Annotated in this window: 18 protein-coding genes and 3 tRNA genes; 7 read left to right on the top strand and 14 right to left on the bottom strand. The window is 66.5% G+C overall.

Annotation, left to right across the window (positions count from 1 at the left end; genetic code table 11):
* Window positions 1-21: 21 nt before the first annotated feature.
* The 8 genes from typA to scpB all read right to left on the bottom strand — a co-directional run bounded on the left by typA (window position 22) and on the right by scpB (window position 11,703).
* Window positions 22-1,845, bottom strand: a complete 1,824-nt coding sequence (typA, locus tag C2U31_RS14510) for a translational GTPase TypA (protein ID WP_103273401.1) — start codon at window positions 1,843-1,845, stop codon at window positions 22-24.
* Window positions 1,842-2,591 (bottom strand): tRNA pseudouridine(55) synthase TruB, encoded by a 750-nt coding sequence (gene truB / locus C2U31_RS14505; protein ID WP_103273400.1) that lies wholly within the window; start codon window positions 2,589-2,591, stop codon window positions 1,842-1,844. Before truB ends, typA begins: the two co-directional genes overlap by 4 nt.
* Window positions 2,592-2,631: 40 nt before the next feature.
* A complete protein-coding gene (gene rbfA, locus C2U31_RS14500) occupies window positions 2,632-3,033 on the bottom strand; it encodes a 30S ribosome-binding factor RbfA (RefSeq protein WP_103273399.1) in 402 nt (133 codons plus the stop codon).
* Between the two features lie 27 nt (window positions 3,034-3,060).
* Window positions 3,061-6,108 (bottom strand): translation initiation factor IF-2, encoded by a 3,048-nt coding sequence (infB, locus tag C2U31_RS14495; protein WP_103273398.1) that lies wholly within the window; start codon window positions 6,106-6,108, stop codon window positions 3,061-3,063.
* 94 nt (window positions 6,109-6,202) lie between these two features.
* Window positions 6,203-7,681 carry a transcription termination factor NusA gene (gene nusA / locus C2U31_RS14490; protein ID WP_103273397.1) on the bottom strand — a complete coding sequence of 493 codons (1,479 nt, stop codon included), beginning with the start codon at window positions 7,679-7,681 and terminating at the stop codon, window positions 6,203-6,205.
* The gene (rimP, locus tag C2U31_RS14485) at window positions 7,678-8,175 is read right to left on the bottom strand and encodes a ribosome maturation factor RimP (protein ID WP_103273396.1); all 498 of its coding nucleotides are present in this window, start codon (window positions 8,173-8,175) and stop codon (window positions 7,678-7,680) included. The genes nusA and rimP overlap by 4 nt, the downstream gene beginning before the upstream one ends.
* A gap of 460 nt (window positions 8,176-8,635) precedes the next feature.
* Entirely contained in the window at window positions 8,636-10,432 is a 1,797-nt protein-coding gene (rluB, locus tag C2U31_RS14480) for a 23S rRNA pseudouridine(2605) synthase RluB (RefSeq protein WP_199771006.1), read from the bottom strand.
* A 35-nt stretch (window positions 10,433-10,467) separates the two neighbouring features.
* Window positions 10,468-11,703, bottom strand: a complete 1,236-nt coding sequence (scpB, locus tag C2U31_RS14475; RefSeq protein ID WP_103273394.1) for an SMC-Scp complex subunit ScpB — start codon at window positions 11,701-11,703, stop codon at window positions 10,468-10,470.
* A 62-nt stretch (window positions 11,704-11,765) separates the two neighbouring features.
* Between scpB and C2U31_RS14470 the strand changes: the two genes are divergently transcribed.
* Window positions 11,766-11,842, top strand: a tRNA-Met gene (locus tag C2U31_RS14470).
* Window positions 11,843-12,488: 646 nt separating this feature from the next.
* Here the strand turns inward: C2U31_RS14470 and C2U31_RS14465 are convergent.
* The 3 genes from C2U31_RS14465 to C2U31_RS14455 all read right to left on the bottom strand — a co-directional run bounded on the left by C2U31_RS14465 (window position 12,489) and on the right by C2U31_RS14455 (window position 14,938).
* Entirely contained in the window at window positions 12,489-13,397 is a 909-nt protein-coding gene (locus C2U31_RS14465) for a LysR family transcriptional regulator (protein WP_103273393.1), read from the bottom strand.
* Between the two features lie 103 nt (window positions 13,398-13,500).
* A complete protein-coding gene (locus C2U31_RS14460) occupies window positions 13,501-14,496 on the bottom strand; it encodes a GTP-binding protein (RefSeq protein WP_103273392.1) in 996 nt (331 codons plus the stop codon).
* Window positions 14,497-14,862: 366 nt separating this feature from the next.
* Window positions 14,863-14,938: transfer RNA gene (locus tag C2U31_RS14455), tRNA-Asn, on the bottom strand.
* A gap of 223 nt (window positions 14,939-15,161) precedes the next feature.
* Between C2U31_RS14455 and C2U31_RS14450 the strand changes: the two genes are divergently transcribed.
* From C2U31_RS14450 to C2U31_RS14435, 4 genes are all read left to right on the top strand, one after another.
* Window positions 15,162-15,237, top strand: a tRNA-Thr gene (locus C2U31_RS14450).
* A gap of 222 nt (window positions 15,238-15,459) precedes the next feature.
* On the top strand, window positions 15,460-16,119 hold the full coding sequence (locus C2U31_RS14445; RefSeq protein WP_103273391.1) for a response regulator: 660 nt from the start codon (window positions 15,460-15,462) through the stop codon (window positions 16,117-16,119).
* Window positions 16,116-17,447, top strand: a complete 1,332-nt coding sequence (locus C2U31_RS14440; RefSeq protein ID WP_103273390.1) for an ATP-binding protein — start codon at window positions 16,116-16,118, stop codon at window positions 17,445-17,447. The genes C2U31_RS14445 and C2U31_RS14440 overlap by 4 nt, the downstream gene beginning before the upstream one ends.
* A 108-nt stretch (window positions 17,448-17,555) precedes the next feature.
* Window positions 17,556-19,022, top strand: coding sequence for a DegQ family serine endoprotease (locus tag C2U31_RS14435; protein WP_103273389.1), 1,467 nt, complete (start codon window positions 17,556-17,558; stop codon window positions 19,020-19,022).
* An 11-nt stretch (window positions 19,023-19,033) separates the two neighbouring features.
* Here the strand turns inward: C2U31_RS14435 and maiA are convergent, their stop codons facing one another.
* The 3 genes from maiA to C2U31_RS14420 are packed head-to-tail and all read right to left on the bottom strand — an operon-like array spanning window position 19,034 to window position 21,185.
* On the bottom strand, window positions 19,034-19,678 hold the full coding sequence (gene maiA, locus C2U31_RS14430) for a maleylacetoacetate isomerase (RefSeq protein ID WP_103273388.1): 645 nt from the start codon (window positions 19,676-19,678) through the stop codon (window positions 19,034-19,036).
* A gap of 56 nt (window positions 19,679-19,734) precedes the next feature.
* The gene (ispH, locus tag C2U31_RS14425; RefSeq protein WP_103273387.1) at window positions 19,735-20,709 is read right to left on the bottom strand and encodes a 4-hydroxy-3-methylbut-2-enyl diphosphate reductase; all 975 of its coding nucleotides are present in this window, start codon (window positions 20,707-20,709) and stop codon (window positions 19,735-19,737) included.
* A complete protein-coding gene (locus C2U31_RS14420; protein WP_103273386.1) occupies window positions 20,709-21,185 on the bottom strand; it encodes a peptidylprolyl isomerase in 477 nt (158 codons plus the stop codon). Before C2U31_RS14420 ends, ispH begins: the two co-directional genes overlap by 1 nt.
* A gap of 51 nt (window positions 21,186-21,236) precedes the next feature.
* On the opposite strand from C2U31_RS14420, the gene radC reads away from it, so the two are divergent.
* Together radC and kynB are read left to right on the top strand one after the other, a co-directional pair.
* Entirely contained in the window at window positions 21,237-21,914 is a 678-nt protein-coding gene (radC, locus tag C2U31_RS14415) for a DNA repair protein RadC (protein ID WP_103273385.1), read from the top strand.
* Window positions 21,915-22,022: 108 nt separating this feature from the next.
* On the top strand, window positions 22,023-22,652 hold the full coding sequence (gene kynB / locus C2U31_RS14410; RefSeq protein WP_103273384.1) for an arylformamidase: 630 nt from the start codon (window positions 22,023-22,025) through the stop codon (window positions 22,650-22,652).
* Window positions 22,653-22,742 lie beyond the last annotated feature (90 nt).

The following is a 22,742-nucleotide window of genomic DNA, read 5'->3' as shown; positions in this document are numbered from 1 at the left end:
GGGCCGGGCCCCGCGCCATGCTTACACCGCCGATTCGCGGGCGGCGCGCTTGCGCTCGTGCTCTTGCAGGTAGCGCTTGCGCAGGCGGATCGACTTGGGCGTCAGTTCGACCAGTTCGTCGTCGTCGATGAATTCGACGGCGTATTCCAGCGACATCTGGATCGGCGGCACCAGGCGCACCGCTTCGTCCGTGCCGGAGGCGCGCACGTTGGTCAGCTGCTTGCCCTTGATCGGGTTCACGACCAGGTCGTTGTCGCGGCTGTGGATGCCGATGATCATGCCTTCGTACAGCGCTTCGCCCGGGTTCACGAACATGCGGCCGCGATCCTGCAGCTTCCACAGCGCGTAGGCCACGGCGTCGCCGTTGTCCTGGCTGATCAGCACACCGTTGCGGCGCTCGCCGATCGAGCCTTCCTTGATGGGCGCGTATTCGTGGAAGATGTGGCTCATCAGGCCCGTGCCGCGCGTCAGCGTCAGGAACTCGTTCTGGAAGCCGATCAGGCCACGGGCCGGGATCAGGTATTCCAGGCGGGTGCGGCCACGGCCGTCCGGCTGCATGTCCTGCAGGTCGCCCTTGCGGCGGCCCAGCTCTTCCATGACGCCGCCCTGGTGGGCGTCTTCGACGTCGATGGTCAGCGACTCGAACGGCTCGCACTTGACGCCATCGATTTCCTTGAACACCACGCGCGGACGCGACACGGCCAGCTCGTAGCCTTCGCGGCGCATCGTTTCCAGCAGGATGGTCAGGTGCAGTTCGCCGCGACCGGACACTTCGAACACGGTGTCGTCGCCCGTGTCGCGCACGCGCAGCGCCACGTTGGACTTCAGTTCGCGGTCCAGGCGGTCGCGCAGCTGGCGGCTGGTCACGAACTTGCCTTCGCGGCCGGCCAGCGGCGAGGTATTGACCATGAAGTTCATGGTCAGCGTGGGCTCGTCGATGCGCAGCATCGGCAGCGGCTCCTGCGCCACCGGATCCATCACGGTGGAACCGATGCCGATTTCCTCGATGCCGTTGATCAGCACGATGTCGCCGGCTTCGGCTTCATCCACCACCACGCGCTCCAGGCCATGGAACTTCAGCACCTGGTTGATGCGGCCACGACCGCCCTGGCCTTCGGGGCCGAACTTGTAGGCGATTTCCATGCCGGGACGCATGCGGCCACGGTTGATGCGGCCGACGCCGATCTTGCCCACGTAGCTGCTGTAGTCCAGCGAGATGATCTGCATCTGCAGCGGGGCGTTGGGATCGTCGTCGCGCTGCGGCACGTGCTGCAGGATGGCGTCGAACAGCGGGCGCATGTCACCCTCGCGCACGTCGGGGGTCAGGCCGGCATAGCCCGACAGGCCCGAGGCGTACACCACCGGGAAGTCCAGCTGCTCGTCGGTGGCGCCCAGCTTGTCGAACAGGTCGAACGTGGCGTTGATGACGAAGTCGGTGCGCGCGCCCGGACGGTCGACCTTGTTGACCACGACGATGGGCTTCAGGCCCAGGGCCAGCGCCTTACGGGTCACGAAGATGGTCTGGGGCATCGGGCCTTCGACCGCATCGACCAGCAGCAGCACGCCGTCCACCATGGACAGCACGCGCTCGACTTCACCGCCGAAGTCCGCGTGTCCCGGGGTGTCGACGATGTTGATGTGCGTGCCCTGGTATTCGACGGCACAGTTCTTGGCCAGAATGGTGATGCCGCGTTCCTTTTCCAGGTCGTTCGAGTCCATGACCCGTTCGGTCAGCGCCTGGTTTTCGCGGAAGGTGCCCGATTGGCGCAGCAGCTGGTCGACCAGGGTGGTCTTGCCGTGGTCCACGTGGGCAATGATGGCGACGTTGCGCAGGGCGCGAGTCATAGCGAGTCCTTTAAGGTTTTGGAAGGCAGCAGGCCCTCCGGCAATTCGTTCAATGCAAGCAATGCCTGCTTGGGGTCTGGCATGGCCTGCAAGGCGTCCAGCGTGACGGCGCGGTCCAGCGAAAACGGCCCGACGTGCGTGCGCCGCAGCGCCGCCAGGTGGGCATAGCACCCCAGCGCGCGCCCGATGTCCTGGGCCAGCGTGCGGATGTACGTGCCTTTACTGCATGCGACATCGATCTCTGCCTGCGTCCCGGACAGGGACAGCAGCTCGATGCGGTAAATCGTGACCTGGCGCGGCGGCCGCTCCAGCTCGATACCCTGCCGCGCATACTCGTACAGCGGCTTGCCGTCGCGCTTGAGCGCCGAGTACATGGGCGGAATCTGCTCGATCGTGCCCGAAAAACGTGACAGCGCATCGCGCAGCGCCTGCTCCGTGACCGTGAAGCCGGGCGCGGCCGTGGCGACGACGTTGCCGGTCAGGTCGCCGGAATCGGTTTCCTCGCCAAATTGCAGCGTAGCGCGATATGTCTTGTCGGCGTTGAGCATGGCGCCGGAAATCTTGGTCGCCCGGCCCATACAGCACAGCAAGAGGCCGGTAGCGAAAGGGTCGAGCGTGCCGGTGTGGCCGGCCTTGGCCGCGTCCACCGTGCGTTTGGCGCGCTGCAGGGCGTGATTGCTCGACAAACCCACAGGTTTGTCGAGCAACAGCACACCGTCGAGCGCAAGCCCGCGTCGTTTAGCCATCGTCGGAATCCGGAAAGTTGAAGCAGCGACGACAGCCCGATCAGGACTGGTCTTCAGGTTCGTCAGGCACGCCCGAATGGGGGCCGGACCGGTTCGCGCGGTCGATGAGGATCGACATTTCAATGCCACGGGCAATCTGCTCGTCGTGGAAGAAGCGCAAAGTGGGGACAGTATGAATGTGCAGCAGCTTGTACAGCTGCGAGTGCAGCCAGCCGGCCTTCTCGTTCAGCAAGGCGGTCGCGGCCTCGGGCTCGGCGCCCAGGACCGTGAAATACACCTTCGCGTGCGCGTAGTCGGTCGACAGCTCCACTCCCGAGAGCGTGATCAGTCCAGCGCGGGTCGTGTCGATCTCGCGCTGGATGATCCCGGCCAGATCCTTCTGGATCTGGTCGGCCAGCCGCAGATTGCGGCCGGGGATGGCTTTGGACTTGTGACGGCTCATGTAGAGATAAAGCTCACGGACGCTGCCTTACAGCGTACGCGCGATTTCCTTGATTTCAAAGACTTCCAGCTGGTCGCCCACCTGGATGTCATTGTTGCCGCGCAGCGTAAGACCGCAGTCGAAGCCCGACTTGACTTCCTTGACGTCGTCCTTGAAGCGGCGCAGCGATTCCAGATGGCCGGTCCACTGGACAACGTTGTTGCGCAGCAGGCGGACTTGCGAGTCGCGCTTGACCAGACCGTCCAGCACCATACAACCGGCGATGTTGCCGATGCGGGAGATGCTGTAGACCTCGCGGATCTCGACCAGGCCGATGACTTCTTCCTTCTTCTCGGGCGCCAGCATGCCTGACATGGCTGCCTTCACTTCATCCACGGCGTCGTAGATGATGTTGTAGTAGCGCACGTCGATGCCGTTGGACTCGGCCAGCTTCTTGGCGCTGGCTTCGGCGCGGACGTTGAAGCCGATCACCACGGCGTTGGACGCGATGGCCAGGTTGATGTCGCTTTCCGAGATGCCGCCCACGGCGGCGTGCACGACCTGCACGCGCACTTCGTCGGTGGACAGCTTGGTCAGCGACTGCACCAGCGCTTCCTGCGAGCCCTGGACGTCGGTCTTGACGATCAGCGCCAGGGTCTGCGTGCCTTCGCCCAGGTTGTCGAACATGGATTCCAGCTTGGCGGCCTGCTGGCGAGCCAGCTTGACGTCGCGGAACTTGCCTTGGCGGAACAGCGCGATTTCGCGCGCCTTGCGCTCGTCGGACAGCACCATCAGTTCGTCGCCGGCGGCCGGGACTTCGGTCAGGCCCTGGATTTCCACGGGGATCGACGGACCGGCTTCCTGGATGGGCTTGCCGTTCTCGTCCAGCATGGCGCGCACGCGGCCGAAGCTGGCGCCGGCCAGCACCACGTCGCCGCGATGCAGCGTGCCGCTTTGCACCAGGATGGTGGCGACCGGGCCGCGGCCCTTGTCCAGGCGGGCTTCGATGACCAGGCCCTTGGCGGAGGCGTCGACCGGCGCCTTCAGTTCCAGCACTTCGGCTTGCAGCAGGACGTTCTCGAGCAGATCGTCGATGCCTTCGCCAGTCTTGGCGGACACGGCCACGAAGGGCACGTCGCCGCCGTATTCTTCCGGCACCACTTCCTCGGCGACCAGTTCCTGCTTGACGCGGTCGGGGTTGGCGCTGGGCTTGTCGATCTTGGTCATGGCCACGACCATGGGCACGCCGGCGGCCTTCGCATGGTGGATGGCTTCGCGGGTCTGCGGCATCACGCCGTCGTCCGCCGCGCACACCAGGATGACGATGTCGGTGGCCTTGGCGCCACGGGCGCGCATGGCGGTGAACGCCTCGTGGCCCGGGGTGTCGAGGAAGGTGACCATGCCGCGCTCGGTTTCGACGTGGTAAGCGCCGATGTGCTGCGTGATGCCGCCGGCTTCGCCCGCGGCGACCTTGGCGCGGCGGATGTAGTCCAGCAGCGAGGTCTTGCCGTGGTCGACGTGGCCCATGACGGTCACGACCGGCGCGCGCGGCAGTTGCTCGGATTCCGACACGGTGGCCGATTCGTCCAGGAAGGCTTCCGGATCGTCCAGCTTGGCGGCGATGGCGACGTGGCCCAGTTCCTCGACCACGATCATGGCCGTTTCCTGGTCCAGCACCTGGTTGATGGTGACCATCTGGCCCAGCTTCATCAGGTGCTTGATGACTTCCGCGGCCTTGACGGACATCTTGTGCGCCAGGTCGGCCACGCTGATGGTCTCGGGCACGTGGACTTCACGCGCGATGAATTCCTGCGGCGCCGGCTCGTTGCGGCGATCGTTCTGCTGGTTGCGACCGCCACGGCCGCCGGACTTGCCACCGCCCTTGCCGCCGGCGCGCCAGCCGTCGCGGCTGGCAGGCGCCGCCGGCTTGTCGGCCGGCTTCTTGCGGGAGGCGTCGTCGGACCAGGTCGAGGAGACTTCGGCCGTCTTGATGGTCTTCTTCGAACCGGGAGCGCCCGGCTTGGCGTCCTTCTTGGCGGCGCCAGCGGGCGCGGCGGCGGTCTTGCCGGCCGGCTTGTGCAGCGTGCCCGACAGAGGCGCGGCAGGCGCTTCCGGCTCGGGAGCGCGCAGCACCTTGCGCGGACGGTTCAGCATCTCGCGCAGCGCGGCGGCTTCGGCCTCGGCGGCACGGCGCGCTTCGTCGCGGGCGGCGTTGGACGCCACCGGCGGCATGGCGCGACGCGTGTCGGCGGGACGGGCGGCCTTGGGCGCGGCGGCGGGTTCAGCCTTCGCGGGCGCCTTGGCGGGTTCGGACTTGGCGGCGGGCTGCTGGGCCTGCGCGGCAGGCGCGGCGGCCTGCGAGGAAGAGGATTCTGACTTGGTAGCTAGCACAACGGGTTCCGGCTTGGCTTCTTCAGCCTTGGGCTCGGCGGGTTCAGTCTTGACTTCGGGCTTGGCCTCTTGGGCCACGGGCTCGGCAGGAGCGGGTGCCGGCGTCGATTCGGACTCGGGCTGCGCCTGGACTTCAGGGGCCTGTTCCTTGACGGGGGCGGGCGCTTCGGCCGCGACGGATTCAACGGGCGCAGCCGCTTGCGCCGGCTCGGACGCTTCGACTACGACGGGCTTGGCCTCGGGCGCCGGCTCGGCGGGAGCCTGCGCCTGCACGGGCGCGGCTTCGCGGATCGGCTCCTGGGGAGCGGCGGGCGCGGCCGTTGCCGGCACGCACGCTTCTTCTGCGGCAGCGGCGGCGGCTTCTTCTTCCGCTCGCACGGCGGCGGCGTGCTCTTGCGCCAGTTCGGACGGATCGCGCTTGACGAAGACGCGTTTCTTGCGCACTTCGACCTGGATGGTGCGCGAGCGACCGGTGGCGTCCGCCTGACGGATCTCGGAGGTCTGGCGCCGCGTCAGGGTGATCTTCTTGCCTTCGGTCGCGCCGTGGGCCCGACGCAGCGAGTCGAGCAATTTCGCCTTGTCGCTGTCGGTGACGGAATCGTCAACCGATTTGAGGTCAACGCCAGCCGAACGCAACTGCTCCAGCAGCACGTTGGCAGGCATTTTCAGCTCGGTAGCGAACTGGGCGACGGTGTTACTCGACATTAGGCTCTCTCTTCCCTATATGCAGCTATGACAAACAACGTGAACTCGCGGCGGATGAAAGCGCTCCGTCCGCCGCGGACGCGTGTCCTTATGGTTATTCCTCGTCGAACCAATGGGCACGGGCACGCATGATCAGATCGCTGGCTTCCTGCTCGGTCAGACCGGCGATTTCCGCCAGCTCGTCCGTCGCCAGTTCGGCCAGATCGTCACGCGTATGCACCTGACGCTCGGCCAGCTTGGCAGCCAGCTCGGGCGTCACGCCTTCGAGTTCCAACAGGTCCTGCGCGGTCTCAAGACGCTCTTCCTGGGCGATCGCCTCGGTCAGCAGCGCATTGCGGGCGCGGGCACGCAACTCATTGATGGTGTCTTCGTCGAACGCCTCGATTTCCAGCAGTTCCTGCATGGGAACGTAGGCGATTTCCTCGATACCGGTAAAGCCTTCGTCGATCAGGATGTCAGCGACCTCCTCGTCGACGTCCAGCTTGTTCATGAACGTGGCGCGCAGCGCGGACCGCTCGACTTCCTGGCGGTTCAGGCTTTCTTCCGGCGTCATGATGTTGATCTGCCAGCCGGTCAGCTCGGACGCCAGGCGCACGTTCTGGCCCTTGGCGCCGATGGCCTTGGGCAGGTTTTCCGCGTCCACCACCACGTCCATCGCGTGCTTGTCCTCGTCGACGACGATGGACTCGACGTTGGCCGGGGCCAGCGCGCCGATCACGAACTGCGCCGGGTCTTCGGACCACAGCACGATATCGACCTGTTCGCCGCCCAGCTCGTTGCGGACCGCGGTCACGCGCGAACCGCGCATGCCCACGCAGGTGCCGATGGGATCGATGCGCTTATCGTAAGCCACCACGGCGATCTTCGCACGCACGCCGGGATCACGGGCGGCGGCCTTGATTTCGAGCAGGCCCTGCTCGATCTCGGGCACTTCGTTTTCGAACAGCTGGCGGATGAATTCCGGCGAGGTGCGCGACAGGATGACCTGCTGGCCACGGGCGGCGTGGTCCACTCGCAGCACATAGGCGCGCACGCGGTCGGCCACGCGCAGGTTTTCCTTCGGGATCATTTCCGAGCGCGGCAGGCGGGCTTCGATCTTGCCGGTCTCGACGATGACGTCGCCCTTGTCCATGCGCTTGATGGTGCCGGACACGATGGTCTCGCCACGATCCAGGAAGTCGTTCAGGACCTGCTCGCGCTCGGCGTCGCGGATCTTCTGCAGGATCGCCTGCTTGGCGGCCTGGGCGCCGATGCGACCGAACTCGACGGGCTCGAGGGCCTCTTCGATATATTCGCCAGCCTGGATGCCAGGCACCATTTCCTGGGCGTCCGACAGCATTTCCTGCTTGTCGGGCTCTTGCAGGCCCGCTTCGTCGGGCACGACCAGCCACCGGCGGAACCCTTCGTGGCTGCCGGTTTCCCTATCGATGGAGACGCGGATTTCGGCGTCGTCCTTGAAACGCTTTTTCATGGCCGAGGCCAGCGCACTTTCGAGTGCTCCGAATACCACGTCGCGCGTGACGTTCTTTTCGCGCGCCAAGGCATCGACCAACAGAAGAATTTCGCGACTCATCGCTTTTTGCCCTTGAAATCCAGAACGGGGTCCAGTTTTGCGCGCTCGACATCGTCGAGCGAGAAGTTCAACACCTGCACTTCGTTCTTCTTTGCCTCAAATTCGAGACCGAACACGGTCTTTTGCGCCTGGCCGGCTTGCGGCTCGGCGTCATCCTCGGGCACGACCAGCGTGCCGGAGAAGACCTTGCGTCCATCCATGGCCTCGCGCAGCTTGATCTCGATGCGCTCGCCCGCGAAACGGCGGAACTCGGCCTCGGTGCGCAGCGGACGGTCCACGCCCGGCGAACCGACTTCGAGCCGCTTGTAGTCGACGTTCTCGACTTCGTACACTCGCGACAGCTGGCGAGACACCTGCTCACAGTCTTCGATGCGCACGCCGCCGATCCGATCGATCGTCACGCGCAAAAGGCCCAGGGCGGCACGCTCGACGTCGACGAGTTCGACGTCCATGCCGGCCAGAGCCTCTTCGGTCAATGCGAATAAATCAGCCATATACTCAAAAAAAATGGGCTGCACGCCCAGCCCATCGTATTGCGCAATGCCCGGCCGCTGCCCTACTTCACGTAAGGAGCAATGCCAGGCAGCGCCCAAATTGCGACCTAAAAATGCGGCAATCGGCCCCGGCCGATTTGCCCTGCCTCGCCCGCGCACGCCCCAAAAAGGCACCGCTGGCAAAAGCGCCGCTTTGCGCCTCGCCCTTCAAGCCTGCCTGATGCTTGCATTTCTGCTGGCATCACTTGCGGGTATCCCCTGTATAGGGGCAACCCGCAGGGCTGGCGAAGGCACGCAAAGACGCGAAAGCCATGAAAACCATTGATTTTACCAGATAAACCGGAAAAATACCTGATACCTCACGGGCTTACGATTAAGCGGGACGAATCAGCCGGCAAGCCCCGCCAGCAGCCGCTCCGCCAAGAGGGTGGAACGACCTCAAGCAAGCGCCGGCCAGGACTCAGCGCCCCTGACGACCCCGGCCGCCACCCAGCACGCCCAGGCGCGACTCGTGCGCGCTGGCGCCGCGCGGCTGCCAATCATCGCCTCGCGGCGCGGAACCGCGCGACGAACGCGACTTGTTGCCGCCCTGCCCCGCGCTCTTGCCAGCCTGACCGCCCGCGCCCTTGCCCGCGGCGCGCGACCCTTCGGCCTTGTTGCCGCCGCGACCGGCCCCGGCCGCCTTGGCGCCGCCACGACTGCCGCGCGCACCCGCCGGCTTGCCGGTCGCCTTGGCGCCGCCGGCTCGCCGCCCGGCGCCCGGAGCGCCGGCGGCCGCACCGCCCTCCGCCGGCGAGTAGGCCGCTTGCGCGCCCTGCTCGGCGGATGCAGCCGCGCGATTGCCACGCGGCTTGCCGCCGGATTTGCCGCCCGCCCTGGCCCCGCCCTTGTTGCCCGACGCGGCGCCGCGACCGCCGGGCTTGCCGCCCTTGCGGTTGCCGTCAACGCTCCCACCGCCCGCCAACGGATGACCGTTGGCGTACCCGCCCGCGATCATCAGGCCGGTGCCGAACGGATCGGAGGGACAAGCGGCGGCCTGGCCGGCGCTGCCCTGGCGGCCGCCTTGCAGCTTGCCGCGACGGCCGATGCGCGCGCCGTTCATGCCGTTGCGGTCCATGGTTCCAAAACCCGGAGGCAAGGCACTGTCATGCGATTGCGGCTGCTTGGAGCGGCGGCGGTTGCCGCCGCTGGAATCGTCGTCTTCGCGCAACAAACCCAGCTGGACCATCAGCGCCGTGACCAGCGAGGCATCCAGTTCGTCCCAGCGGCCGCGGCGCAGCGTGCGCGGCAGCACGATGTCGCCGAAGCGGGTGCGAATCAGCCGGCTGACGGTGACGCCCACGGCCTCGAACATGCGGCGAACCTCGCGGTTGCGCCCTTCCTGCAGCGTGACACGATACCAGCGGTTGCTGCCGTCGCCGCCCAGGTAGTCCAGCGCGCCGAACGCGGCCAGGCCATCTTCCAGCTCGATGCCCTCGACCAGGGAGCGGCGCTGCGCTTCGTCCATCTCGCCCAGCACGCGCACGGCGTACTCGCGCTCGGTGCCGTAGCGCGGGTGCATGATGCGGTTGGCCATGTCGCCCGAGGTCGTGAAGATCAGCAGGCCCTCGGTGTTCAGGTCCAGGCGCCCCACCGACAGCCACTTGCCGGTGCGCAGCTTGGGCAGGCGCGCGAACACGCTGGCGCGACCGCCCGGATCATCGTGACTGACGATCTCGCCGGCCGGCTTGTGATACAGGATCACGCGCGGCGGCTTCTTGGTATTGGTGCGCATGATCGGCTTGCCGTTCACGCGCACCTGGTCATTCGGGGCAACACGCTGGCCGATGTGGGCGGGCTCGCCATTGACCGACACGCGGCCGGCCACGATCAGCTCTTCCATCTCGCGGCGCGAGCCGATGCCGGCGTCCGCCAGCACCTTGTGCAGCTTCGGCATGACCGCTTCGCTGTTCAGGTACTTGCCCAGTCGCTGCTCCATGCGGTCGGCGGTGTCCAGATAGGACAGCGCCTGTTCGGCTTCCTGCTCGCCGCCACGGGAATCCTGCGACTCGACCGGGGCGGACGGAGCAGCGGCCTGACCTTCCGCGGCCGACGCCTGTTCGGCGGCGGCATCGCCGCGACGGCGGCGGAACGGCGTGCGCAACTTGCGGCCGCGGCCACGGGCGGCATCGCCTTCGGCAGCCGGCTCGCGAGCGGCGGAGGCTTCCGGCTGCGCGCCGGAAATGGCGTCATCCGGACGGGGATTGTCGTCCTGCATTGCTGTATTCGTTGTCACTGGGACAGCTCCGAATTTCAAACTTGGGAGGGCCTGCCGGCGGCAGGCTCATCATCATCAGGAGGCACGGGCTCTCGGCCCGCATCGGTTTGTTCCGCGGCGTCGCCATCGGGCGAGCCGTCGGATGCGGCATCCAGCAAGGGCCGAGCGGCGGGCCCATGGCCAACCTCCGACTCAGGCCCGGCAGCGCCTTGCGGCGCAACACCGTCCGCGTCATTCAGGTCATTCGATTTCGCCGATTCCGCATGTCCGGCGCCATGATCCGCCGCGATCTCGTCGGCGGACTCCACGTCGGTATTGGAAATATCATTGCCGACCGCAGCGCCGAGGGTATCGGCATGCGCATCGGGCTCAGGACCGGCGCCGGATGTCTCGTCAGCGGAGGCGGCGGCATGGCCAGCGCCCGGAAGTTCGGGCTCGCCGGACAGACCGTCCGCCGGCGATCCTGCAGCCAGCTGGTCCGCAAGACCAGCGTCGCCATCATCGCGCGAAAGCGAGGATTCTACGCTATCGCCCGCCGCCACGGAAACCGGCAACGACGGAACAGACAATTCCGCTTGCGGAATACTGTCGCCGGCGTCACCGCCCGCGACGTCGAGTTCCGCCTGGACGCCCGCCCCATCCTGCGGCGCATCGCCCTCTGCTGCAGCGGCAGCCTCGCCTTCGGCCGGCGCCTCGCCCAGCGGCTGCGCATCGCCCAGGTCCAGCCCGGCCAGGGCCGCGGCAGCCTGCGCCGATTCCAGCGGAGGCAGCTCATCCAGCGCGCGCAGTCCCAGGTCATCCAGAAACTGGCGGGTCGTGCCGAACAGCGCGGGCCGCCCTGGCGCGTCGCGATGGCCGATCACTTCGATCCAGCCACGATCCTCGAGCGCCTTGACGATCTGGGACGACACGGTGACGCCGCGTATGTCCTCGATATCACCGCGCGTCACCGGCTGGCGCCAGGCGACGATCGCCAGCGTTTCCATAACGGCGCGCGAGTACTTCGGCGGCTTCTCGGGACTCAGCCGCTCCAGGTAGCGCTGCATTTCAGGACGGCTCTGAAAGCGCCAGCCCGTGGCCAGCTGCACCAGTTCCAGGCCACCGTCGGCCCAATTGGCCTGCAAGGTTTCCAACAGCCCGCGCAAGGCGGTGTTGTCGAATTCCTCATCGTTGCCGAACAGCTTGCGCATGTCGGCCAGTTGCATCGGCTGCACGGCGCACAGAAGTGCGGTTTCCAGGACGCGTATTGCCTCGCTATCGTTCATCGACATTCATATTCAAAGTGGACCAACTTGCGTTGGATGGAAAATAAGGCTAATATTCTTTTCTCAGACGCGGGGTGGAGCAGTCTGGCAGCTCGTCGGGCTCATAACCCGAAGGTCGTAGGTTCAAATCCTGCCCCCGCAACCAAATTGATCAAGGCCTGGCATCTGCCGGGCCTTTTTCATTTGCGCTCGCGATACCGAGATCAGACGGACGTAGGCGCGGATGCAGACACGGATGCAGACACACACCCCCGCGACAGCCACGGCGGAACGCTCCGCCAGATCGGCGATTCCGCGAATGACTGCGTAGGTTTGCGACATACTCAAGAGACGTTCCTGTTTGGCACCCGGCCACCTCGCTGACGACGGATATGCCGGATATCCGCACACTCGGGCTGGAGCAATGCGTGTGCGCAGCCCTGCTGCGGCAAACGCTTAATCAAATTCCGGAAAAGCGGGCATATAAAGCCCACGCAGCCTGCGGACACTCCGGCAATCCGGAGCCATACGCCGCGGCGATCGATAATCAAGGACCCGATACGTCAGGCATCGGACGGCTGGCGAAATCCTGCGCCGAAAACCGGACTCCCGATGCGCTCCCTCCGCACGGACGGCATTCCGTTCCGCGCCGCTACGGCCACCCATATGGCCGCACCCGTGATTTTTGGACGTTTTCTAAGACTATATCCTAGCGAACATTGGCCCTGCCGCAAATCGTGATCCGGAATCGTGTTCCACCACGCCGCACAAGGCGCTCAGGCGGGCAAATTATACCGCCATATACCTGGCCCTCAAGCGCCGGCCGGCTTGTCCCAAGGCGCCGGCCCCAGTCGTTCCACCAGGAAATCCAGCATGGACCGCAGCACCAGCGGCATCTGCCGGCGCGACACATAGACGCCGTAGATGCCCAATTCCTGCGGCCTGGCCTGGGGCAGAATGACCCGCAACTGGCCGGACGCAATGTATTCGGCTGCGTAGTAGGTCGGCAGCATCGCGATCCCCGCCCCCTCCAGCGCGGCGCGCAACAGAACCGATACCTCGTTGGCGCTGATATTCCCATCGACCGGCACATCGACGGGCTCGCCGTCGCGCTCGAAGCGCCAGAGGCTCTTGCCGAAGTAGGAATGCGTCAGGCAGTTGCGCAAGGACAGGTCTTCGATCCGGGCCGGCTCCCCTTCCCGCTCAAGATAATCCGGAGAGGCGCACACCACCGAGCGACAGACGGCCAGCTTGCGGGCGATGAGATTGGGATCCAGGTCATTGGTGATGCGCACTGCCAGATCCACCCGCTCCTCGACCAGATTGACGGCGCGCTCGACCAGCATCAGATCCACCGACGTGCCCGGATGCAGCTTGACGTAATCCGCCACGATGCCCGCCAGATGACGCGAGCCGAACGACATGCTGGTCGTGATCCGCAACAACCCCTTGGGCGTATCGTCGGGCGTGGACACGGCGCTGCGCAGATCCCCCACCATGTCCAGCATCTGCCGGCAACGCGGCAGCGTTTCGGCGCCGGCGGGCGTCAGGCTGAGCCGGCGGGTCGTGCGGTGCAACAGCCGCACGCCAACCCACTGCTCCATTTCGGCGAGATACCGCGACACCATGGCCCTGGACATGTCCAAATGCACGGCCGCCGCCGACAAGCTCCCTCTGTCGGCGACCTCGACAAACACCTGCATGGCTTTCAAGCGATCCATGATTGTCTCGAATCGTGCATAAGACGGTTCCGTTTATACCGTATTTCCATGCATTTTCCGTACATGCGATACGGCAAAGGGTGCGATTCGCGCACCGACCGTCTCATGCGGGCAACTGGCCGAGGGCGCGCCGCAGGTAGGCCTGCACCTCGGCCGCGTCCGGTCCGCGCAGGATGCACACCAGGCGGGACGCCCGTTCGTCCGACGGCCACTGCGGCAGCGTCCGCAAGGGATACAGCTCGCCATGCACGCCGTGCACCTCGCAAGGCAGCGTCTCGCCTTCGAAACAGACCAGGCCCTTCAGGCGCAACAGGCCTTGCCCATACCGCTCCTGGACCAGCGAGATGCCCGCCAGGAAGGCCGCGCGACCAATGGGTGCATCCAGTGTCAGGCTGAAGCTGGACACCATGCCATGCCTGCCCGCCACCGGCTGCGCAAACGCCCGCAACCAGTTCGACAGCTCCGCCCGCCGCGTCGCGGCATCCGGCCAGCCCGCCAGCGCCTCGACCAGTGGCGAGTCCTGGCGCTGCACGCAGCGCCTTGCACCCGGATTGATGGTCTCGACCTGCCGTTGCAGGGCCTGCAACGAGGCATCCTCTGCCAGGTCGGCCTTGCTGAACACGACGGTGTCCGCCAGGGCCAGCTGACGGGCTGCCTCGGGCTGGTCGGCCAACTGCCCCGCGCCATGCTGCGCATCCACGACCACGATGGCGCCGCGATAGGCATAGCGCTCGGCCAGGAAGCGATCGTGCTTCAGCGTGAACAACACGGGCGCCGGGTCGGCCAGGCCGCTGGTCTCGATGAGCACGCGGCGAAATGGCTTGATCTGCCGGCGCAATGCCAGCATGAACAAGTCCCGCAACGCATCGACCACCGCGCCGCTGACCGCGCAGCACAGGCAGCCGCCTTCGACCAGCATGATGTTGTCCTGGGCCAGGCGCACCAGGTGGTGGTCCACGCCCACGTCGCCATACTCGTTGATGATCACCACCGCGTCCGAATAGGCCGGTTCCTGCAGCAGGCGGTTGAGCAGCGTCGTCTTGCCGCTGCCCAGAAACCCGGACAGCACGGTCACGCCGATGCGTTTTTCTTCGTCCATGAACCTCGATTCCACCCGCGGCATCCACCGCTCTCACACCCGGACTCAATCACCGGAAGTCTCCGCCCGCCTCCAGATGGGAAACAGGCAAGACCGGGCCGGCCCGCGACCATGATGCGGCAAACGCGGGACGCGTCGCAAGCCAGAAACAGCCTTTTGGAACGCACAACGACGGGCCACTGCCGGCGCCCCCCCCCCGCCCCCACTGGCGTCGTGGATGCAAGGACCGCTCGCACACAGCACCACACTCGCTACAGCGGCAGGCAGCCCAGGACATGAAAACCGGGCATCGAAAACGGGCACCAGAAAACTGGTGCCGGAAAGCCAAAAGGGCCACTCACTTGCGTGAGTGGCCCCAAAATTCTTTGGCTCCCCGAGCTGGGCTCGAACCAGCGACCTGCGGATTAACAGTCCGTCGCTCTACCGACTGAGCTATCGGGGAACTGCTAAGAAACGAGATTATGAACGAAAATTTTGAAGTATGCAAACGCCGATTTTTTTGCCAGAAAACGCGTCTCTTGTTTCCCATTGCAAAAAAACTCTGATATGATTTCGGTCTTTCCAGATCAGGCCCTAAAAATCCCGATCCTGGGAAGAACAAAAGAGCAAGTAGATTTTTTTGCCCGCCACGGGAGTCATTCCAAGGCATCAGGGCAAATGGTCTTGCCGGCATAGCTCAGTTGGTAGAGCAGCGCATTCGTAATGCGAAGGTCGTAGGTTCGACTCCTATTGCCGGCACCAGAATTCCAGGAAAAAGCAGCCGCCAGGCTGCTTTTTTCGTTTGCGGGTCCGGCACCGCCGCCAGCGCGCGCTCACCCGCGCCGCCACCCGCCCAAGGGTTGCCACCACAGCGCCGCCCTCCCTTTCCCAAACGCCGCAACAATGCAGCCAGCGCGCTGCGGGGAACTCGGACACGATCCCCCACATCCAATCTGCTGGACTCCTTTCCGCCACACACCGCCCATGCGCATCCTGCTCGTCGAAGACGACACCATGATCGGCGAAAGCGTGCTCGACTGCCTGCGCGCCGAACACTACGCGGCCGACTGGGTCAAGGACGGCAACGCCGCCGACCTGGCCCTGCGCACCGGCCCCTATGACCTTATCCTGCTGGACCTCGGCCTGCCCCGACGCGACGGCCTGACGCTGCTGCGCGAACTGCGCGCCCGCAAGGACCGCACGCCGGTCCTGATCGCCACCGCCCGCGACGCCGTCAGCGACCGCATCGCGGGACTGGACGCGGGCGCGGACGACTACATCGTCAAACCCTATGACGTGGACGAGCTGCTGGCCCGCATGCGCGCGCTGATCCGGCGCAGCGCCGGACGCGCCGAGCCCGTCTATGAGCACGAAGGCGTGAGCATCGACCCGCAATCGCGCGAAGTCACGGTCAACGGCGCGCCCGTCACGCTGACCGCGCGCGAATGGGCCGTGCTGGAACCGCTGATCGCCCGCCCGGGCATGATCTATTCGCGCGCCCAGCTCGAGGAAAAGCTCTACAGCTGGAAGGACAGCGTCAGCAGCAACGCCGTCGAGGTATATATTCATGGCCTGCGCAAGAAACTGGGTCAGGACCTGATCCAGAACGTCAGGGGCGTCGGCTATGTCATACCCAAAACATGAGCATTCCGCTTAGCTATTCCTTGCGGGCCAGGCTGCTGTTCTTCCTGCTTGCCGCCATCGTGGTCGGCGCGCTGGTGCAGGGCACGATCGCCTACCGCAGCACCTTGCAACAGGCCGACGACATCTTCGATTCGCTGCTGCAGCGGACCGCGCTGTCGCTGGGCACCGGCGACGGCCTGCTCAGCACCGGACCGACGCATGCGCGCGGCGCCGGCACGCCCTTCGCCGACGATCTCATCATCCAGATCTGGACGCCGGACGGACTGCGCGTCTTCAACTCCCGTTCGCGGCAGCCGCTGCCGGACCAGATCGTGCTGGGCTTCTCCGACGCCAAGGTCGAAGGCAGCACCTACCGCGTCTATTCGCTGGCCACGCCATTCCAGGTGATCCAGGTGGCGCAGGACATGGGCGTGCGCACCCACATGGCGCGCTCCCTGGCGCTGCGCACCATCGCGCCGATCGCCGCGGCCGCGCCACTGCTGATGCTGGTCATCTGGTGCGTGGTCAGCTGGTCGCTGCGGCCCGTAAAACGGGCGCGGGCGCAGGTGGCCGCGCGCCAACCCGAAGACCTGTCGCCCGTCAGCACCGAGGGCGTGCCGGACGAGATCCGCCCGCTGCTGCAGGAACTGAACCTACTGCTGGAGCGCATGCGCGGCGCCTTCGCGCTGCAAAAGCAATTCGTCGGCGATGCCGCGCACGAGCTGCGCTCGCCGCTGGCGGCGCTGCGCCTGCAATCGCAAGCCTTGCAACGCGCGGGCGATCCCGAGTCCCGCCGCGTGGCCGAGCAACGCCTGACGGCCGGCATCGACCGCGCCACCCGCCTGATCGAGCAGTTGCTGTCACTGGCCCGCCATGAAGGCGCGGCCGAGCGCCCGGCGCCGGACCGCGTCGACCTGGACGACGTCGTCCGGCAGGCCGTGTCCGAAACGCTACCGGACGCCAACGCGAAATCCATCTCGCTCGCCATGCATGCACCCGCGCCGATTCAGGTGCGTGGCCATCGCGACGATCTCGTGCTGCTGGTCCGCAACCTGCTAGACAACGCGATCAAGTATTCGCCGCCCGGTTCGCGCATCGACCTCGGCCTGACCGCGCCGGACGGCCGCGCCTCGCTCACGGTCGACGACCAGGGCCCCGGCATCGCGCCCGCAGAGCGCGCGCGCGTCTTCGACCGCTTCTACCGCGCCGAGGGCAACAGCCAGCACGGCAGCGGCCTGGGCCTGGCGATCGCCCGCTCGATCGCCGAAGGCCACCATGCCTCGATCGTCCTGGAAGACACGCCCGGCGGCCAGGGCTTGCGCGCGCGGGTGGATTTTCCCGCCGCCTGACCCCTCTCGCGCCACGGCGTCCGGCCCTGCCCCGCCAGTCTTAAGATTCCCCTAAGCATCAAGCCCGAACATGGCTCCATGTCCTTCAACATGAACGCAGGAGCCGACATGAAGACCACGCTACTGAAACCCTCTCGCCTGGCGCTGGCGCTGCTGGCCGCGGGCACGATCGGCGGCGCGGGCGCCGCCGCTACGCTGGGCGCGGGCGCCGCCGCTACGCTGGGCGCGATGACGCCGGCTGTCGCCGCGCCGGCGCCCGCCGCGTCCGCCCCCATAGCGCCATCCAGCCCGCCGAATTTCGCGCAGATCACCCGCGACTATGGCCCCGCCGTGGTCAACATCAGCGTCAGCGGCACGCGCAAAGTCTCGGCCATGGACGACGACGACCCCTTCGCCCAGTTCTTCGGCCAGATCCCCGGCGCGCGCGGCCGCATGCCGGCGCGCGAGGTGCCGATGCGCGGCGAGGGCTCGGGCTTCATCATCAGCAGCGACGGCCTGATCCTGACCAATGCCCACGTCGTGCAGGACGCCAAGGAAGTCACGGTCAAGCTGACAGACCGCCGCGAATACCAGGCCAAGGTGCTGGGCGCCGACCCGCAGACCGATGTGGCCGTGCTCAAGATCGAGGCGAAGAACCTGCCGGTGGTGAAGACCGGCGATGTCAACCAGTTGCAGGTCGGCGAATGGGTGCTGGCCATCGGCTCGCCCTACGGGCTGGAAAACACGGCGACCGCCGGCATCGTCAGCGCCAAGGGCCGCTCGCTGCCGGACGACACCTCGGTGCCGTTCATCCAGACCGACGTGGCCGTCAACCCCGGCAACTCGGGCGGACCGCTGTTCAATGATCGCGGCGAAGTGGTGGGCATCAATTCGCAGATCTACAGCCGCACGGGCGGCTTCCAGGGCCTGTCCTTCTCCATCCCGATCGACGTGGCCTACAAGATCAAGGACCAGATCCTCGAACACGGCAAGGTCCAGCACGCGCGGCTGGGCGTGACGGTGCAGGAAGTGAATCAGGACCTGGCCAATTCATTCAAGCTGGAAACGCCGACGGGCGCGCTGGTCGCCAGCGTCGAAAAGGGCAGCGCCGCCGAACGCGCCGGCCTGCAGCCGGGCGATGTCGTGCGGCAGATCAACGGCAAGACCATCGTGTCGTCCGGCGACCTGGCGTCGATGATCACGCTGGCCTCGCCCGGCGACAAGCTCAAGCTGGATGTCTGGCGCAATGGCTCGCCCAAGGAACTGAGCGCCACGCTGGGCGGCGTGCCGAAGGACAAGGCGACCGCGTCGTCCGACACCCGGGAAGTCCAGCGCGGACAGCTGGGCCTGGCGTTGCGCCCGCTCAGTCCGCAGGAGCAGCGCCAGTCCGGCGCCGAGGGCCTGCTCATCGAGCAGTCCGCCGGCCCTGCCGCCAAGGCCGGCATACAGCCGGGCGACGTGCTGTTGTCGCTGAACGGCGTGCCTGTGCGCGACATCGAGCAGGTCAAGGCGGAACTCGCCAAGGCCGGCAAGACGGTCGCGCTGCTGGTGCAGCGCGGCGACGACAAGATCTTCGTGCCGGTGCGGATCGGCTGATCCGCGCGCGCTTACTCCGCGTCGGGCTGCTTGCCCGGCGCGGCGGCATCGAAGGCCGGCAGCTCGCGGCAGGCCTCGTCGATGCGCACGACCGTGGGCATGGCGGACAGATCGCACTCCAGGCGACGCGCGTTGGCCACCTGCGGCACCAGGCAGATATCGGCGATGGTGGGCGCGTCGCCGTGGCAATAGCGGCCGGTGGCGGACGAGGCCGTCAATTGCGCCTCGAAGGCCTGCAGCCCCTGGTGCACCCAATGGCGGTACCAGGCGTTCTTGGCGTCTTCGTCCACGCCCAGGGTGTGCTTCAGGTACTTCAGCACGCGCAGATTGTTCAGCGGATGCGTGTCGCAGGCGATGCCCAGCGCCAGGTCCCGCACCCGCGCGCGGCCGATGGCGTCGGCCGGCAGCAGCGGCGTCTGCGGATGGGTTTCTTCCAGGTATTCGATGATGGCCAGCGACTGGCCGATGACCGCATCGCCGTCGATCAGCGTGGGCACCAGCGCCGTGGGATTGAGCTTGCGGTAGTCGGCCGACAACTGCTGGCCGCCATCCTTGAGCAGGTGCACCGGCACGTACTCATAGGACAGCCCCTTCAGGTTGAGCGCGATGCGCACGCGATAGGCCGCCGAACTGCGGAAGTAGCTGTACAACTGCATGTCTTCTCCTTGATTTCGCGCCGCGCGGGGCCTACCCGGGCCCCGCCGCCGGCTTCTTATTCGAGCGGTTCCACCCGCGCCTTGCGCGACAGCCCCTTGGGCAGCGGGAAGGCCACGTTTTCCTCCAGGCCCGGCATGGTGCGGACCGATACCGCGCCCAACTCCTTGACGCGTTCGATCACCTGCTGCACCAGGATTTCCGGCGCGGACGCGCCGGCCGTGACGCCGATGCGCTGGCGGCCGGCCAACCATTCCGGCTGGATCGAGTGCGCGCCGTCGATCAGATACGAGGCCACGCCCTTGCGCTCGGCCACTTCGCGCAGACGGTTGGAGTTCGAGCTGTTCGGGCTGCCGACCACCAGCACCAGATCGCAATCCGGCGCCAGGATCTTGACCGCGTCCTGGCGGTTCTGCGTGGCGTAGCAGATGTCGCTCTTCTTTGGTTCGACGATATTGGGAAAGCGCGCCTTGAGCGCCTGCGACACGGCGGCCGCGTCATCCACCGACAGCGTGGTCTGCGTGACATAGGCCAGGTTGTCGGGATCGGCCACCTGCAGGCCGGCCACGTCCTCGACGGTCTCGACCAGGTACATGCCGCCCTGCGCCTGTCCCAGCGTGCCCTCGACTTCCGGATGGCCCTTGTGGCCGATCATGATGATCTCGCGGCCGGCGGCGCGCATGCGGGAGACCTCGATATGCACCTTGGTCACCAGCGGGCAGGTGGCGTCGAACACCTGCAGGCCACGGGCGTCGGCTTCGGCGCGCACGGCCTGTGACACGCCGTGGGCCGAGAACACCACGATGGCGCCCGCGGGGGCGTCCTCGAGCTCGTCGATGAACACCGCGCCCTTGGCGCGCAGGTCTTCCACCACATAGCGGTTGTGGACGATCTCATGGCGCACGTAGATCGGCGCGCCATGCAGTTCCAGCGCGCGCTCGACGATGTCGATGGCGCGATCCACCCCGGCACAGAAGCCGCGCGGCTGCGCCAGCACGACCTCGGCGCTGGCGGCGGTAACGGGCTCGCTCATCACAGCACTCCCAACAGCGCCACGTCCACGCGCAGGCGCACGCCCGCGAGAGGATGGTTGAAATCGAACAGGGCGGACTCGTCGTTGATTTCCTTGAGCACGCCCGAATAGCGCCCGCCGTTCGGCGCGGCGAACTCGACCAGATCACCCGGCTCGAACGTCGCGTCGGCGCCGGCGTGCTCGGCCAGCATCTTGCGGGTGACGCGCTGGATCAGCTCGGGATTGCGGTCGCCATAGGCGTCGACCGGCTCCAGCTCGAAGCCGAAGCGCTCGCCTTCGGCGCGACCGACCAGCGCCGCCTCCATGCCCGGGGCCCACTGGCCGCTCCCCATCTGCAGCGTCGCCGGACGACCGTCGAAGGTGTCGGTGAAGACCGAATCCTTGCCCGGCCCGGAAGCCAGCGTGATCCGATAGTGCAGCGTCAGGTAGGAATCCGGACGGACAAAAACGTTCACTTCATTAGAGGCGATGCTCAAGATCTGCCACCGTATAGAAACATTGACCAAACCCTGATTTTAGAGCCTCTTATGAATTTGTCTGTCCGCCTGCCCGAACACGGGCGTCCCCGGGAACGGCTGCTGCGTCACGGGGCTGCCGCCCTGAGCGATGCCGAACTGCTGGCCATCGCCCTGCGCACGGGCCTGCCGGGCCTGGATGTGCTGAACCTGGGCAACCAGCTGCTCGACCGTTTTTCCGGCCTGCGCGGGCTATTGGGGGCCACACCGGAGGAACTGCTGGCCGTGCCCGGCCTGGGCGCGGCTAAAGCCCGCATGCTGGCCGCCGTCCTGGAGCTGGCGCGGCGGGCCATCGAGGAAGATCTCACCCGCGACACCGCCCTGGACCACCCCCGGCGCGTCAAGCAGTACTGCAAGACCACGCTGGGCCACCGGCGGATCGAGCATTGCGTCGGCCTCTACCTGGACAGCCAGCTGCGCCTGATCGCCAGCGGTGAACTCGCGCGCGGCACCCTGTCGCAGGCCTCGGTCTATCCGCGCGAAGTCGTGCGCGAAGCGCTGCGCCACCATGCCGCCGCCGTGATCATCGCGCACAACCACCCCTCGGGCCTGGCCGAGCCCAGCGCCGCCGACCAGGCCTTCACCCGGCACCTGAAGCAGGCGCTGGCGCTGGTCGACGTGCGGCTGCTCGACCACCTGATCGTGGCGGGCAACAGCGTGGTGTCCATGGCCGAATGCGGCGCGCTCTGACGCCTGCTCGCGGCCAGGGCTGCGCGGCGCGCCGGAATCCGTTAGACTCGCGTCCGCAAATGCTTTAGGCTTGAGCTAAATCCCGGCACACCCTCGTTGCGCGCCCTCATGAAACGCCTGTGGGATATCTCCCCGCCCGTCTCCGCGACCTCGCCCGTCTTTCCGGGCGACACGGCCTATACCCAGAAATGGAAATGGTCGCTTGAGCCCGGCTGTCCGGTCAATGTCAGCGAGATCACCATGTCGCCGCATATCGGCGCGCATGCGGACGCTCCACTGCACTATGCCAACGGCGCGCAGGCCATCGGCGCCGTCGCGCTGGAGCCGTTCCTGGGCCCCTGCCGGGTGATCCACGCCATCGATTGCGGCCCGCTGATCCAGATCGAGCACATCGCCCACGCCGTCGGCGGCCTGCCGCCACGCGTGCTGGTTCGCACCGCCAAGCATGCGGCGCAGGACTGGTGGACCGACGACTTCTCCGCCTACGCTCCCCAAACCATTGAATGGCTGGCCGAACGCGGCGTCATGCTGATCGGGCTGGATACGCCCAGCATCGACCCCGCGTCCAGCAAGACCCTGGACAGCCATCACACCATCCTGCGGCACGACATCCGGGTACTGGAGAACCTGGTGCTCGACGACGTGCCGGAGGGCGATTACGAGTTGATCGCATTGCCGTTGGCTCTGGTCCAGGCCGATGCCAGCCCGGTGCGCGCCGTCTTGCGCGAACTGGGCTGATCCGCCAGCTTTTTCTATGAAGCAAGACCATGGGAAACCTACTCCATCCGCGCGCGGCGTCCGGCCGCGCCCGCCGGCGCGCCCCTGACT

The organism is Achromobacter sp. AONIH1 (assembly GCF_002902905.1).
Taxonomy (GTDB): Bacteria; Pseudomonadota; Gammaproteobacteria; order Burkholderiales; family Burkholderiaceae_B; genus Achromobacter.
Note: the sequence above shows the minus strand (reverse complement) of the source record. Positions and strands in the feature narration are given on the sequence as shown.

Coding starts and splice junctions, on each gene's coding strand:
- truB (WP_103273400.1), bottom strand. CDS start 2,591: ATGGCTAAACGACGCGGGCTTGCGCTCGACGGTGTGCTGTTGCTCGAC.
- C2U31_RS14465 (WP_103273393.1), bottom strand. CDS start 13,397: ATGGATCGCTTGAAAGCCATGCAGGTGTTTGTCGAGGTCGCCGACAGA.
- rbfA (WP_103273399.1), bottom strand. CDS start 3,033: ATGAGCCGTCACAAGTCCAAAGCCATCCCCGGCCGCAATCTGCGGCTG.
- maiA (WP_103273388.1), bottom strand. CDS start 19,678: ATGCAGTTGTACAGCTACTTCCGCAGTTCGGCGGCCTATCGCGTGCGC.
- radC (WP_103273385.1), top strand. CDS start 21,237: ATGAATTTGTCTGTCCGCCTGCCCGAACACGGGCGTCCCCGGGAACGG.
- kynB (WP_103273384.1), top strand. CDS start 22,023: ATGAAACGCCTGTGGGATATCTCCCCGCCCGTCTCCGCGACCTCGCCC.
- ispH (WP_103273387.1), bottom strand. CDS start 20,709: ATGAGCGAGCCCGTTACCGCCGCCAGCGCCGAGGTCGTGCTGGCGCAG.
- infB (WP_103273398.1), bottom strand. CDS start 6,108: ATGTCGAGTAACACCGTCGCCCAGTTCGCTACCGAGCTGAAAATGCCT.
- C2U31_RS14460 (WP_103273392.1), bottom strand. CDS start 14,496: ATGGACGAAGAAAAACGCATCGGCGTGACCGTGCTGTCCGGGTTTCTG.
- C2U31_RS14445 (WP_103273391.1), top strand. CDS start 15,460: ATGCGCATCCTGCTCGTCGAAGACGACACCATGATCGGCGAAAGCGTG.
- rluB (WP_199771006.1), bottom strand. CDS start 10,432: ATGCAGGACGACAATCCCCGTCCGGATGACGCCATTTCCGGCGCGCAG.
- scpB (WP_103273394.1), bottom strand. CDS start 11,703: ATGTCGATGAACGATAGCGAGGCAATACGCGTCCTGGAAACCGCACTT.
- typA (WP_103273401.1), bottom strand. CDS start 1,845: ATGACTCGCGCCCTGCGCAACGTCGCCATCATTGCCCACGTGGACCAC.
- rimP (WP_103273396.1), bottom strand. CDS start 8,175: ATGGCTGATTTATTCGCATTGACCGAAGAGGCTCTGGCCGGCATGGAC.
- C2U31_RS14435 (WP_103273389.1), top strand. CDS start 17,556: ATGAAGACCACGCTACTGAAACCCTCTCGCCTGGCGCTGGCGCTGCTG.
- C2U31_RS14440 (WP_103273390.1), top strand. CDS start 16,116: ATGAGCATTCCGCTTAGCTATTCCTTGCGGGCCAGGCTGCTGTTCTTC.
- nusA (WP_103273397.1), bottom strand. CDS start 7,681: ATGAGTCGCGAAATTCTTCTGTTGGTCGATGCCTTGGCGCGCGAAAAG.